Origin of the sequence: Paenibacillus sp., from assembly GCF_035645195.1 — a bacterium.
GTDB lineage: Bacteria > Bacillota > Bacilli > Paenibacillales > YIM-B00363 > Paenibacillus_AE.
In genome coordinates, this window is sequence record NZ_DASQNA010000045.1 from 56,793 (window position 1) to 69,824 (window position 13,032).

Annotated in this window: 11 protein-coding genes; 9 read left to right on the forward strand and 2 right to left on the reverse strand. The window is 60.3% G+C overall.

Going from position 1 to position 13,032, the window contains the following annotated elements; genetic code table 11:
* Positions 1-57: 57 nt before the first annotated feature.
* From VE009_RS24965 to VE009_RS24980, 4 genes are all read left to right on the forward strand, one after another.
* Positions 58-1,374 carry a four-carbon acid sugar kinase family protein gene (locus VE009_RS24965; RefSeq protein WP_325012475.1) on the forward strand — a complete coding sequence of 439 codons (1,317 nt, stop codon included), beginning with the start codon at positions 58-60 and terminating at the stop codon, positions 1,372-1,374.
* Positions 1,353-2,375 carry a 4-hydroxythreonine-4-phosphate dehydrogenase PdxA gene (gene pdxA / locus VE009_RS24970; protein WP_325012477.1) on the forward strand — a complete coding sequence of 341 codons (1,023 nt, stop codon included), beginning with the start codon at positions 1,353-1,355 and terminating at the stop codon, positions 2,373-2,375. Before VE009_RS24965 ends, pdxA begins: the two co-directional genes overlap by 22 nt.
* Before the next feature lie 25 nt (positions 2,376-2,400).
* On the forward strand, positions 2,401-2,808 hold the full coding sequence (locus VE009_RS24975; RefSeq protein ID WP_325012479.1) for a dihydrodipicolinate synthase family protein: 408 nt from the start codon (positions 2,401-2,403) through the stop codon (positions 2,806-2,808).
* A 212-nt stretch (positions 2,809-3,020) separates the two neighbouring features.
* On the forward strand, positions 3,021-4,061 hold the full coding sequence (locus VE009_RS24980) for a LacI family DNA-binding transcriptional regulator (protein ID WP_325012481.1): 1,041 nt from the start codon (positions 3,021-3,023) through the stop codon (positions 4,059-4,061).
* A 9-nt stretch (positions 4,062-4,070) separates the two neighbouring features.
* Here VE009_RS24980 and VE009_RS24985 read toward each other — a convergent pair whose 3' ends face one another.
* Both VE009_RS24985 and VE009_RS24990 read right to left on the reverse strand, forming a co-directional pair.
* Positions 4,071-4,805 carry a phytanoyl-CoA dioxygenase family protein gene (locus tag VE009_RS24985; protein WP_325012483.1) on the reverse strand — a complete coding sequence of 245 codons (735 nt, stop codon included), beginning with the start codon at positions 4,803-4,805 and terminating at the stop codon, positions 4,071-4,073.
* A gap of 127 nt (positions 4,806-4,932) precedes the next feature.
* Positions 4,933-5,790 carry a helix-turn-helix transcriptional regulator gene (locus tag VE009_RS24990; protein ID WP_325012485.1) on the reverse strand — a complete coding sequence of 286 codons (858 nt, stop codon included), beginning with the start codon at positions 5,788-5,790 and terminating at the stop codon, positions 4,933-4,935.
* A 324-nt stretch (positions 5,791-6,114) separates the two neighbouring features.
* On the opposite strand from VE009_RS24990, the gene VE009_RS24995 reads away from it, so the two are divergent.
* From VE009_RS24995 to VE009_RS25015, 5 genes are read left to right on the forward strand one after another with little or no spacing between them, the layout of a single operon-like run.
* Entirely contained in the window at positions 6,115-9,081 is a 2,967-nt protein-coding gene (locus VE009_RS24995; RefSeq protein ID WP_325012487.1) for an extracellular solute-binding protein, read from the forward strand.
* A gap of 11 nt (positions 9,082-9,092) precedes the next feature.
* Positions 9,093-10,046 carry a sugar ABC transporter permease gene (locus VE009_RS25000; RefSeq protein WP_325012489.1) on the forward strand — a complete coding sequence of 318 codons (954 nt, stop codon included), beginning with the start codon at positions 9,093-9,095 and terminating at the stop codon, positions 10,044-10,046.
* 5 nt (positions 10,047-10,051) lie between these two features.
* Entirely contained in the window at positions 10,052-10,930 is an 879-nt protein-coding gene (locus VE009_RS25005) for a carbohydrate ABC transporter permease (RefSeq protein ID WP_325012490.1), read from the forward strand.
* A gap of 10 nt (positions 10,931-10,940) precedes the next feature.
* Entirely contained in the window at positions 10,941-12,419 is a 1,479-nt protein-coding gene (locus VE009_RS25010; protein WP_325012492.1) for an NHL repeat-containing protein, read from the forward strand.
* Complete coding sequence (locus VE009_RS25015; RefSeq protein WP_325012493.1) at positions 12,416-13,030, forward strand: YIP1 family protein; 615 nt, start codon at positions 12,416-12,418, stop codon at positions 13,028-13,030. The genes VE009_RS25010 and VE009_RS25015 overlap by 4 nt, the downstream gene beginning before the upstream one ends.
* Positions 13,031-13,032: the final 2 nt, after the last annotated feature.

Here is a 13,032-nt window from a genome sequence, read left to right on the forward strand (position 1 = left end):
TTTAGAGAACCAAGAGAATGAGACGAAAGTGCTGCATAATTCAAGGAGGTGGAAGTGGTGAAGATCGCCATCATTGCGGACGACTTGACGGGAGCAAACGATACAGGCGTACATCTCGCGAAGCGGGGGCTGGCCGCTTCCGTGCTTTTGGATTACCGGCTGCCCTCCGCGTCGAAGCGGGATGTCTTCGTCCTGGATACCGACAGTCGTTCGCTCTCAAGGGAGGAAGCCTACGATCGCGTGAAAGACGCGTGCGAACGGCTTCGTCTTCACGACCGCCCGGAAGCGCTCGTATATAAGAAGATCGATTCTACGTTTCGCGGGAACATCGGGGCGGAATTCGACGCGGTGTACGACGTCTTCGCGCCGGATTTCATTGCGATCGCCCCTTCGTTCCCGAAGCTTGGCAGAGTGGTGAAGAACGGCTCTTTGTTCGTAAACGGAGTGCCGCTTCACCGAACGGACGCGGCTCGCGACCCGAAAAATCCAATTTCGGGCTCTTCGCTCGGGGAACTGCTCAGCGGGCAGACCGCCAGAGCGGTCGCGACGATTCCGACCGACGCGCTGAACGAAGGGACGAACGCCATAAGGGAACGACTGGAGCGGCTGAAGCGGGAGGGCGTTCCGTACCTGCTGTTCGATGCGGAAACCGAGACGGATTTGCAACGGGTCGCCGCGGCGTTCGACGGGACTCCATACCGGATCGTCTGGGCGGGGTCGGCGGGGCTCGCGAATGAGCTGACCCTCCGGCGCTTCGGCGATGGGCCGGTCGTCCGGCAAGCCCCGCCGCCGATTCCCGGTCCGGTGTTGATCCTCGTCGGGAGCGTCAGCACGGCGTCGCGGAGGCAACTCGATGCGCTGATGCGCCGCCCCGATGTCACGGGGATCGAGATGGAAGCGGTCGCGGCGCTGAGCCCCGACGGCAGAGCGCAAGCGATCGAAGCCGTTACGGCGCTCGCCGAAGCCGCTTACCGAACGAAGAAGCACGTCGTTCTCTACTCTTCCGGTTCGCCGGAGGACGTAGCGAAGGCGCAGGACGCCGGCAGGCGTCGGGGCATGGACGACAATCAAGTCAGCGATGCGATTAGCGGGGCGCTCGGAGAGACGGCTGCGCGGATCGTTCGGTCGTACCGCATCCGGAATCTTGTGCTGACCGGGGGCGATACGGCCAAACAAGCGTGCCTTCGACTCGGGGCGGGCGAAATCGAGCTGATCGACGAGATCGAACCGGGCGTTCCGCTAGGCCGACTATTCGGTGCGGACGGTATCTATGTCGTCACGAAAGCGGGCGGTTTCGGGGCGGACGATGTATTGGTGCGGGCGTTGGAATTATTTCAGGGAGGTGTTGCGGAATGGAACCCGTTATCGGGATAACGATGGGCGACGCGGCGGGCATCGGCCCCGAGATTATCGTTCGGGCGCTGCGTCGCGAGGAGGTGTACGCCGCTTGCCGCCCCGTCGTCATCGGGGATGCCAAGCGGCTGCGGAAGGCGGCGGAGATCGTAGGAGCTGAGGAATTGCGCGTTCGTTCAATTCAAAACGTTGAAGAAGCGGCGTTTGATTACGGGACGGTGGACTGTCTCGATCTGAATCTGCTGCCGGAGGACCTGCCGTTCGGACAAATTAGCGCAGTGGCGGGGGACGCGGCCTTTCGTTACGTCGCGAAGGCGGTGGAGCTCGCGTTGGCGGGGGAGATCGACGCCATCTGCACGGCGCCGCTGAATAAAGAGGCGCTGCACTTAGGCGGTCATTCCTACCCGGGGCATACGGAAATATTGGCGGATTTAACCGGCACCGAAGATTACTCAATGATGCTGTCGACGGCACGCCTCAAGGTGATTCATTTGACGACGCACGTCGGCCTCCTTCGGGCGATCGAGATGATTACGCCGGAGCGGACGTACAGGGTCATCAAGCTGGCCCACGACATGCTGCGCCGCGCCGGGAAGGAGCGGCCGAGCATCGCCGTTTGCGGCATAAACCCGCATGCCGGCGAGAACGGGTTGTTCGGGAACGGCGAGGAAGAAGAGAAGCTTAAACCCGGGATTGAGAGGGCGAGGGCCGAAGGCATCGACGCAAGCGGTCCGCATCCGGCGGATACGTTGTTTTTCCGGGCGATGCGGGGCGACTTCGACGTCGTCGTCGCTTGCTATCACGACCAAGGGCATGCGCCGGTCAAGGTGCTCGGCATCGAAGCGGGCGTAAACATTACCGTCGGGCTCAAGGGCGGCATCGTGCGAACGTCCGTCGACCACGGCACCGCTTTCGATATTGCGGGCCGCAACCTCGCGGACGAACGCAGTATGCTCGAGGCGATTCGCGCCGCGATCGAACTGGCGCCGCGGAACCACTTCGCTGCCGATCGTTCTAAATAATATCCCGGCGCGAACCTCGAACGCGTTGACGCCGAAGACGGTCGCGGAGCTCGCGGCCTTGCCGAATATCGTCGGCATCAAGGATAGCAGTGGAAGCTTCGACAACATTCAGCAATATTTGGAGGTTGCGGCCTCCGACTTCGCCTTGCTCGCCGGGACGGGTTCCTTGATTCTGCCAACGCTTATGGCCGGCGGGAAAGGGGCGATCGCCGCAACGGCCAACGTGTTCCCGGAGGTGCTGGTTTCGATCTACGAGAACTGGCGTAACGGAGATTTCGCCGGCGCCGAGCGGGCGCAACGCCGTCTTCGACCTGCGGAGCGCCTTCTCTCTCGGTACGCTGCCTTCCGTGTTGAAGCATGTGCTGAACAAAATCGGCATACCGGCAGGCCCGACGCGGGAGTCGGTCGATCCGCTGACGCCGCAGGCGGCTGAAGCCGTTAAAGAAATGTTAGAGAAGCCCCGCTCGTTTCCTGGGAGTGGGGCTTTCGTTTTTTTCTCCGCTTGTTCTTCGACATGAGTCAACCGCGATTCCCCCTGTAGCCGCGACTAGAATGGTTTTCCGTTTTCATTGACATCCGCCGCTTTCTTAATAAATAATGTGATTAACGAATAAAAACGTTTAGACAAACCTCGAGGAGCCGACGATGAAAGCGACGATTAAGGAAGTGGCAAGGGAAGCCGGCGTATCGATCGCGACGGTGTCGCGGGTGCTGAACGGGAAGGACCGGGTGAAGGCGAGCACGCGCGAGAAAATAGAAGAGGCGATCAAAAAGCTCAACTTCCAGGTGGACCAGAACGCGAGGAGCATGATAAAGAAGGAAACGAGAACGATCGGGATGATCGTTCCGGAGCTTTCCAACGAGTATTGGTCGCATCTGTTCGATGCGCTGCAGGATCACTTCTGGGGGAACGGGTATACGATCATCGTCGGGACGACGGGGCGGAGCCTGGAGAAGGAAGCCGCCATCTTGAAGTCGTTCCTCGAGCGAAGGGTGGACGGCATCGTGTTCGGGACGGCGCTGCCGAGGCCGGAGCGGGACGAAACGATGGACTGGCTGTCCGGCTATTCGATCCCTGCCGTGTCGCTCGATCCGAAGGTGAAAGGGATGCACTGCGTCGTCGGCGACCATCTTCAGGGAGCGACCGACGCGGTCGATCACCTGCTGCGGCTCGGCCGCCGCGACGTAGCGTTCATCGGCGGTCCGACGCTGCCGGACAACCGCGAGCTGGGCTACCGCAACGCGCATCTCCGGCTTGGATTGCAGGTGAACGAAGCGCTCGTCCGAAGAACTTCCAGCTCCGCAACGTTCCAAGTCGGGTACAAGGAGACGAAGCGGCTGCTGGAGGAGAAGACGCCTTTCACGGCGGTCTTCGGCTACAACGACGCCGTCGCATTCGGAGCCGTGCGCGCGCTCGAGGAGGCCGGCTTGCGCGTGCCGCAGGACGTAGCGGTCGTCGGCTACGACGACGTGCAGATGGCGGCCATGTTCAAGCCTCCGCTGACGACGGTGCGCCAGCCGGTCCGCGAAATCGGCGAAGCGCTGGCGCAGCTGCTGCTGGAGTCGCTCGCGATGGATCCGGAGGCGCGGCGGACCGCTCCGCGCAAGAACGTGTCGTTTAAGACGGAGCTGATCGTTCGCGAGAGCTGCGGAGCGGCGCTGATGACGCCCGCGACTTGGCCTTAAATTGCGCCTTTACGCGTTCTCGCACGGGTTGCCGGCGAGGTTGCGCCCGCGGGCCAGCCAAAAGCGCCAGCCCGGATTTTTCTCCGGGTTCACCTTCGTATCGGCGGAAATGTACCGCATCGTATAGCCGCAGCGGCGGTGCGGGCTCGTATTCGCCGCCGCGCCGTGGATGATGCGCGAGTCGTGCAGCGAGCATTCGCCGCGCTCCAGCTCGAAATACACCGCTTTTTCCTCCTCGATGTGCTTCACTTTGGCATGGAACGTGTTGAAGGTCTTGTCGACGGCCTCGTACTCCGAGAAGCCGTTGACGTGCGTCCCGGGAATGACGCGCATGCAGCCGTTCTCCTTCGTGCTGCGGTCGAGCGCGAGCCAAATCGTCACGATGTTGTCGTACCGGTCGAAGCGGCCGTTCCAATACGCGGAGTCCTCATGCCAAGGGGTCATTCGGCCTTTGAACGGATCTTTGCAAATAAAGTGGCTGGACCATAGAAGGATATCCGGTCCGATTACACCCTCCACCAAATCCAACGCTTCCTCGCTCAGCAAAAACTCGAGTAGCCGCTCGTCGCGAAAATGCGGCGTATCCAATTCGTCGGACAGCTTCGAGCCCTTCGCTTCCAAATGCTCCTCGAATATGCCGGTCAGCCGGTTCAACTTATCTTCGGAAAACAGCTGCTTATGGTAGAGAACGTACCCTTGCGTCCTATAATGCTCGATCTCCTGCGGCGTCAGCGTCGCTGCCATCGAAACAGCCTCCTTTACGGATTGCCCTTCTCGTTTTGGAAAACGTTTTCGAAAACGATTATACAGCGGACCGGGAGGAGGTTTCTTGCGTCGGAATGACGCAAACTTGTGCTGTATTGATCCGCGCTCATCGCTGAGGGATGAGCGTCGTTTGGTTCCGTTTGCGATACACGCTCGGCGACACGCCGAAAAACCGCTTGAATTGGTGGTTGAAATGGCTGACGTTCTCGAACCCGCACTCGAAGCAGACGGAGACGACGGGCTCGTCGGTGTAGGTCAGCAGGTTTCCCGCGTATTGCAGCCGCGCTTCGGTAATCCACTGGGTCGGGGTGAGGCCCAGATACTTTTTGAAGCTGCGGCTGAGGTGCTCCGGGCTTTTCGGCGAAAGCTCATGCAGGCGCGCGATGCCGGAGACGAAGCATTCCTTCGTTTTCATCGCTCGAACGAGCTGTTCCAGCCAGACCGGCATCGGTTCGCCGCCCCTATGGGGCTCGGCGGCGAAATGCCGCATGAACGCGTCGGCGATCATCGCCCGAGCCTCCGCTTTGATGCGCGCTTTATTCGCGGCAGGGAGCAGCGTCAACGCTTGGAACCGGGCGAGCAGCCGGTCGCAATCCGGCGGGCTGAGCGTAACGGCAGGGGGGGCGTCCCCTTGCGTAAGCCGATCGAGGTCGAATCCTTCGCCCAAATATTGCCGCACCGCCTCGACGAGGCGAACCGGAAACGCGAGGTTCCACAACGTTCCGGGCCGCCCGACCGGCGCTTCGTAGCAATGCGCGTCGCTCGGCCGGACGAAGACGAAGGAGCCTTCGCCCAGCACCGCCCGCTGCCCGTTCGCGATGTGAACGAGCGTGCCATGGGACACGAGGAACAGTTCGTAAAAGTCGTGATCATGCAAGCCGGTGACGGTGGAAAGCGATTTGTGGCAGGCGTAATGCACCTCGGCTTCGGCATCGAAGATGTCTTTGGCAAGCAGCGTGATCATCCAATGATCCTCCCGGCAAAAAAAAAGTCGTTGACAACAGGCTGGGGTCAGGTATATTTTGGTGGTGTAAAAACGTTTACAATCCATCACGTGCTTAATTACCCACAATTCCTCACATAATTCCGCATTTTCACCGTTAACAAGCTCCTTTTTTTGAAAATTTGCGAGTTTTGGCGGGGTGCACCCTGAAAACCAGTGCCAACCCGTCTATGTAACCGCTTTATATTTTATCATATTACTGTAAACGTTTTAATATAATCTCGTTAACCTCTCGTGTAACCGTTTTCTTTTTTTGACTTGAGCCAAAAGGGGAGAGCCGGAACGATGATGTCAAAGCTGCCGCAGGTTGTCGTCGGGATCGCCGTCGCATCGTCGATCGCGTATGTCGCGGTCGATTGGTACTTGTCGAGGGGATACGACCGGAACGCCATGGCCGAAATTCCGGCATACGACGGCGTGGACGAACGTTCCATTTTAGCCGACCAAGACATCAACTCCAAGCTGGAACCCTCGTATTTGGCGTACGAAAAGGATCGCATCGGGCGGGGCGCCGTCGATGCGGCCGACGTTGAAATCGTCGTGCCGGGAGCGCAGTTTTCCGCGTCGAGCGAATTCGGCATCGCCGTGGAGACCGGCGTCGGAGGGCGTCCCGGCGAGGCGCTCGTCATGAGCGAAGAGAACAGCTGGGTGGAATACGAAATCGATGTGCCGCAGGACGGATTTTACCAGATCGGAATGTCTTATTACGCCCTCCCCGGGAAACGCGCATCGGTACTGCGCAGCCTGCAGATCGACGGCGCCTACCCGTTCTTCCAAGCTAAGAAGCTCGAGTTCACCAGGATGTGGACGGACGACGGCGACACGTGGTTCGACAATCAGGGCAACGAGTACAACGCAAAGCAGGTCGAAGTGTTCGGCTGGCAGCACCGCGATTTCCGGGATGCCGAAGCGAAGGTGGTGGAGCCGTTCCGCTTCCATCTGACGCAGGGCAAGCACACGCTTCGCCTCCACGCGATTCGGGAGCCTGCGGCGATCGGCGAAATCACGGTGCGCGCGCCGGTCGCGCTGCCGACGTACGAGGAAGTGGCCGAGACGTACGGGGCGAACGGCTATAAGCCGACGCAGGGCCATTTCATCAAAATTCAAGCGGAGCGCCCGGCCGTCAAATCAGACCCGACGCTGCGCCGCATCGAAAACCGGGAGCCGCTGACGGAGCCGTTCAACAAGAAGGGCGTCGGACTGAACGCATTCGGCGACCTCGCGTGGAAGCGCGGCGGCCAATGGGCGGAGTGGACGTTCGAGGTGCCGGAAAGCGGCTTGTACGAAATCGGCGCCCGGTTCGGGAGCTGGTGGCTGAACGGCATTCCGGTCGAGCGGATCGTCATGATCGACGGGCGCATCCCGTTCCGCGAAATGAACGCCGTGAAGTTCCCCTACGAGGAAAATTGGCAGGTCGGCGACTTAGGTCTGCGGGATGAGCCGTACTTGTTTTACCTCGAAAAAGGCGAGCATCGGATCCGCATGGAGGTGCAGGTCGGCTCGCTCGGGGAAGTGTTCGAGCAGGTTCGGGACGTATCGCGCAAAATGTCGCTGCTCAGCCGGGAAATCATCTTGTACACAGGAACGAATCCCGATCCGAACCGGGACTGGGAGCTGGAGCGAAAAATTCCGAATCTGATTCCCCGGCTGCATCTGATGGCGCGCGGCATCGACGACGCGATGAAGATGACGTTCGAGCTCGGCGTCAGCCCGAGCAGCGCGGAGGTCGGTCAGCTCGGCGTCATCCGCGACCAGCTGCTCGATATGGCGGCGGATCCGAATACGATCCCAGGCCGGCTGCAGGCGTTCGCCGATTCGCAGTCGACGCTTGGACTGTGGATCACGAACTCCAGCCAACAGGCGCTCGATCTGGATTACTTGATCGTAAAATCGCCGGATCAGCCTTGGCCGAGGGCGGAGGCGTCGGTACCCAAGAAAGCGTGGTATGCATTCCAAGATTTCCTGCTCTCCTTCCGCAAAGATTACAGCGGGATCGGCAACGTGTACGGCGACGACGAGAAGACGCTTGACGTCTGGGTGGCGCGGGGGCGGGATTGGGTCGAGATCATTAAGCAAATGGCCGATGAAGACTTCACGCCGCAAACGGGCATTCGAGTGAACATCAACGTCATTCCGGCGCAGGCGATGAACCTGCTCATGCTGTCCACGACGTCCGGCAAGCAGCCCGACGTCGCGCTCGGGGTCGAGGCGGAGGTGCCGATCGATTTCGCGATTCGCGGCGCCGTCGTCGATTTGAACGATTTCCCGGACTACGAGGAGGTCGCGGCCCGGTTCCGTCCGGGCGCGCTCATCCCGTATGCGTTCGACGGGGGCGACTACGCGCTGCCGGAAAACCAGAACTTCACGATGCTGTTTTACCGGACGGACATCATGAACGAGCTCGGCATAGCGAAGATACCCGAGACGTGGGACGAAGTGACGGATATCATTCCGATATTGCAGCAAAACGGGATGGATTTCTATTACCCGCACGCGCCGAACATGCCGCAGCTGGCCGTCAACGAGTTTTCTCCGTTCCTGTTCCAATACGGCGGAGAGTATTACAAGGACGGCGGACGCAGGTCGGCGCTCGATTCGCCGGAGGCGATGGAGGCGGTGAAGATGTGGACCGGTCTGTACACCAACTACAAGATCAACAAGGACGCGAATTTCTACAACCGGTTCCGCTCGGGCGAAATGCCGATCGGCGTCGCCGATTACTCGACCTACGTGCTGCTGTCGACGGCGGCCCCGGAGCTGGCCGGGTGGTGGGAGATGAAGCCGATGCCGGGCGTACGCCAGCCGGACGGCCGCATCAACCGTTCGACGGGCGGGTCGGCGCAAACCGGCATGATATTCAAAGGCACGGGCATGGAAGAGGAAGCTTGGGAATTTCTAAAATGGTGGACCAGCGCCGACGTGCAGGAACGGTTCGGCGGCGAGCTCGAGGCGGTTCTCGGCGTCGAAGCGCGCTGGAACACCGCCAACGTCGAAGCGCTGACGAGGCTGCCGTGGCCGTCGCAGGATATCGAGGCGATCCTCGAGCAGTGGGAGTGGTTCCGCGAGCGGGAGGTCGTCCTCGGCGGATATTATACGACGCGTCACGTGGCGAACATATGGAACGAAATCGTGCTCAACGGGAAAAATCGCCGCGAGGCCGTCGAGGACGGCATCCGCGAAATCGACCGGGAGCTGCGCAAGAAGCGGGAAGAATTCGGCTTGGACGACCGAGCCGATATGGCTTCTGAATAGGGGGGGCATAGATGAACGGAACGTCCGTACGAGCGCCCGGGACGGCGGCCTACGCCCCGCCCGGCCGATGGAAGCTGCTGTGGAAGGCCGTGTACGCGCATCGCATGTCGTACTTCTTTTTAGCGCCCTTCCTCGTCTTTTTCGCGATGTTCACGATCATCCCGGTGCTGACGTCGATCGGGCTCAGCTTTACGTATTACAACATCTTGGAGCCGCCGCGGTTTATCGGCCTCGGCAATTACCGGCTGCTGTTCGTCGACGACGACATTTTCCTGAAAGCGATCGGCAATACGCTCAAATTCGCGGTCGTCACCGGCCCGGTCGGCTACCTCATGGCGTTCCTGCTCGCGTGGCTGATCAGCCAAATCCCGACTCGGTACCGCTTTCTGTACACGTTCTGCTTTTACACGCCCGCCATTACGAGCGCCGTCGCGATGACCGTCGTCTGGACGTATTTGTTCTCCGGCGACCGGTACGGAATGATCAACAATTGGCTGATCGAGCTCGGCCTGCTGCAGGAGCCGTGGCTGTGGCTGCAGGAGGTTCGCACGATCATGCCGGTGCTCATCCTCGTATCGCTCTGGATGAGCATGGGCATCGGCTTCCTCGCTTTCCTCGCCGGGCTGCAGAACGTGCCCCGCGACTTGTACGAAGCCGGGGCGATCGACGGCGTCCGTTACCGCTGGCAGGAACTGTGGTACATCACGATTCCGTCGGTGAAGCCGCAGCTGCTGTTCGGGGCCGTCATGCAGGTCGTGTTTTCGCTGCAGGTGTTCGACGTCAGCGTCCAGCTGGTCGGCATACCGAGTCCGCTGTACGCAGGGCATACCGTCATGACGCATTTGTTCGATTACGCGTTCATCCGGTTCGAGATGGGCTACGCATCGGCGATCGCCGTCGTCTTGTTCCTCATCATGGTGGGACTCAACCGGTTCATCTTCAAAATTTTAGGAAATAGGGAGTGAGCGCGATGGCCGTGTCTTCATCCACGATCGTAAGGGGCCGGTTCGATTGGGGCGGACTGGTGCTGTACTCCTTCCTGACCGTATTGGCCGTCTTCATGCTGGCGCCGCTCGTGTACATGATCTCGACTGCGTTCAAACCGATTTCGGAGCTGTTTTTGTTCCCGCCTCGTTTCTTCGTCATGAATCCCACGCTGAAAAATTTTCATAACCTGCTGCTCGCTTCGGGCACGTCGTTCGTGCCGTTCACGCGATACGCGTTCAACAGCGTCGTCGTCTCCGTCAGCATCGTAGCAGGCGGGGTGGTCATCGCAGCCATGGCCGCGTACCCGCTCAGCAAGCATGTCGACATGCCGTTCCGAAGGCCCATCTTCAACGTCGTTATTCTCGCCTTGATGTTCGCGCCGCAGGTGACGCAAATCCCGCAGTATCTCGTCATTAACAAGCTCGGCCTCATGAACACGTACTTCGCGCTCGTCATTCCGTTCCTCGCGTATCCCGTCGGACTGTTCCTCATGAAGCAGTTTTTGGATCAAATTCCGGACGCGCTGCTCGAAGCGGGCAAAATGGACGGAGCCAAAGAGTGGACGCTCTTCTGGAGAATCGTGATGCCACTGCTGAAGCCCGCCTGGTCGACGCTGGCGCTGTTCGTCTTCGTCGCGGCGTGGAACGACCCGTGGTCATCCGCGGTGTACACGACGACGGAGGATATGAAGACGCTGCCGTACGCGTTGACGACGATCAACGGAGGGACGGCGAACGCGATCGCGACCGCCGGCACGTTGGGAGCCGCGAGCCTGCTGATGGTCGTCCCGACCGTCGTCGTGTTCGTCGTGACGCAGAAAATGGTGCTGGAGACGATGGCGCATTCGGGGATAAAGGAGTGAGGGGCCGGTCATGAAACGGGTAACGCGCATCTTGACGCTCGTCCTCCTAAGCTGCTGCCTGCTGCCCGCTGCCGCGTCCGCGGACAGTCCATACGAAGGGTACATTTACGACAGCCTGCGCAATACGCCGGAATCGATCAACGGCTATCTCTACCAAGATTCGATCGACGGCTACGAGCTGGAAACCGGACCGTTCAAGGAGCCGTCCGATCTGTTCGTAGCTAAGGACGATACGCTCTATATCGTCGACACCGGGAACAACCGCATCGTGCACATGGACGCAAACCTCCGCGTGCTCCGCGTCATCGGACCGGAGGAAGGCGACGGAGCGCTATCGTCCCCCAAAGGCATTTACGTCGCGGAGAACGGGGACATGTACGTCGCCGACACGGGCAATCAGCGCATCGTCCATTACGACAAGGCCGGCCGGTTCGTGAAGACGTACGGGAAGCCGGATTCGCCGCTTCTCGAGTCGGGCTTCACGTTCTCGCCGGCGAAGGTCGCGTACGACAAGCGCGGGTATGTGTTCGCCGTCAGCGAAGGCGCGCATCAAGGTCTTGTGCAGCTGCGCCCGGACGGCAGCTTCGCCGGCTTCTTCGGCGCCAACCACGTCGAGTTCAGTTGGACCCGGCTGCTCGTCCGATACATTGCCACGAAGGAGCAGCGCGAGCAGCTCGCGAGCGTCCGCCCGCCGGAATTTTCGAACCTGTTTCAAGATGAGGAAGGATTCGTCTATACGACGACGCTCGGCATCCGGACGAACCAGATCAAGCGGCTGAGCGCGGTGGGCGTCGATATATTGAACGTCAACGAGGCGAGGCGGTACGGCGACTACCGAATGCCGGTGGAACGGTGGTCGACGCTGTACGAGGCGTTCGTCGACGTGACGGTCGACCGCAACGGCGTTATTACGGCCATCGACCAAACGACGGGGAAGGCGTTCCAATACGACCAGCTCGGCAACCTGCTGTTCGTTTTCGGCGGGCTCGGCAATCAGAACGGGCTGTTCCTGACGCCGGCTGCCATCGACCAAACGTCGGACGGCACGATGTACGTCGTGGACAAAACGCGCAACCGGATCGACCGGTTCCGTACGACGCCGTTCGCCGACAAGGTGCACGAAGCGGTGAAGCTGTACGTCGAAGGCAAGTACGAGGAGGCGTCCGCGCCTTGGCACGACGTGCTGCGCATGAACAGCAATTACGACCTGGCGTACAAATCGATCGGGAAAGCGCTGTTCCGCGCGGAGCGATACGAGGAAGCGATGGCGTATTTCAAAGCCGCGAAGGACCGCGCCGGTTACTCCGAAGCGTACCTCGAATACCGGAAAATTTTCTTGCGGGAGCATTTCGAATGGTTTTTCGGCGGCGCCGCGCTGCTGTATGCGGCGATCAAAGCGTTCGAATGGCGGTTGAGGCGCAGGCGCCGCGCCGCTCGCGCGGCCGCGGCAGCGCCGGGACTGTCGGGGAGGGGAGGGGCGAAGCTGTGAATACGATTCGAATGGCGAAAAACGTCCTGCTGCATCCGCTCGACTTTTTTTACGACATCCAATTCATCGGCAAAGCGAAGATCGTCAGCGCCGTCATCGTCATTCTGCTGACGGTCGCGGTGCGCGTCGTATCGCTCATGACGACCGGCTTTCCTTTCCAAACCCGGGAGCCGTACCAAATTTCGGTCTTTCTGCAGGCTGTCTGGATCATCGTGCCTTGGCTGACATGGGCTGTGGCGAATTGGGGCGTCAGCGCGATCATCGACGGGGAAGGCAAGTTTGTCGACGTGCTGTCCGCGAGCGCCTTCGCGTTCGTGCCGTACATCGTGTTCATGCCGCCGGTCGCGGCGCTGACGAACGTGCTGGCGCTCAGCGAAACGATGATCGTCGCCGGCGTCACTTGGGGCGTGTATGCTTGGGTCGCGCTGCTGCTGCTCATCAAGGTGAAAGTGGTCCATGACTTCGAACCGGGCAAGGTGGTTTGGGTCACGCTGCTGACGATCGCCGGCATGTTCGTCGTATGGTTTATCGGCTTGCTTCTCTTCGGCCTCATCAACCAAGCGTTCTCGTTCGTGATCGGCCTGTATAAGGAGCTGTCATTCCGATGGTGAGG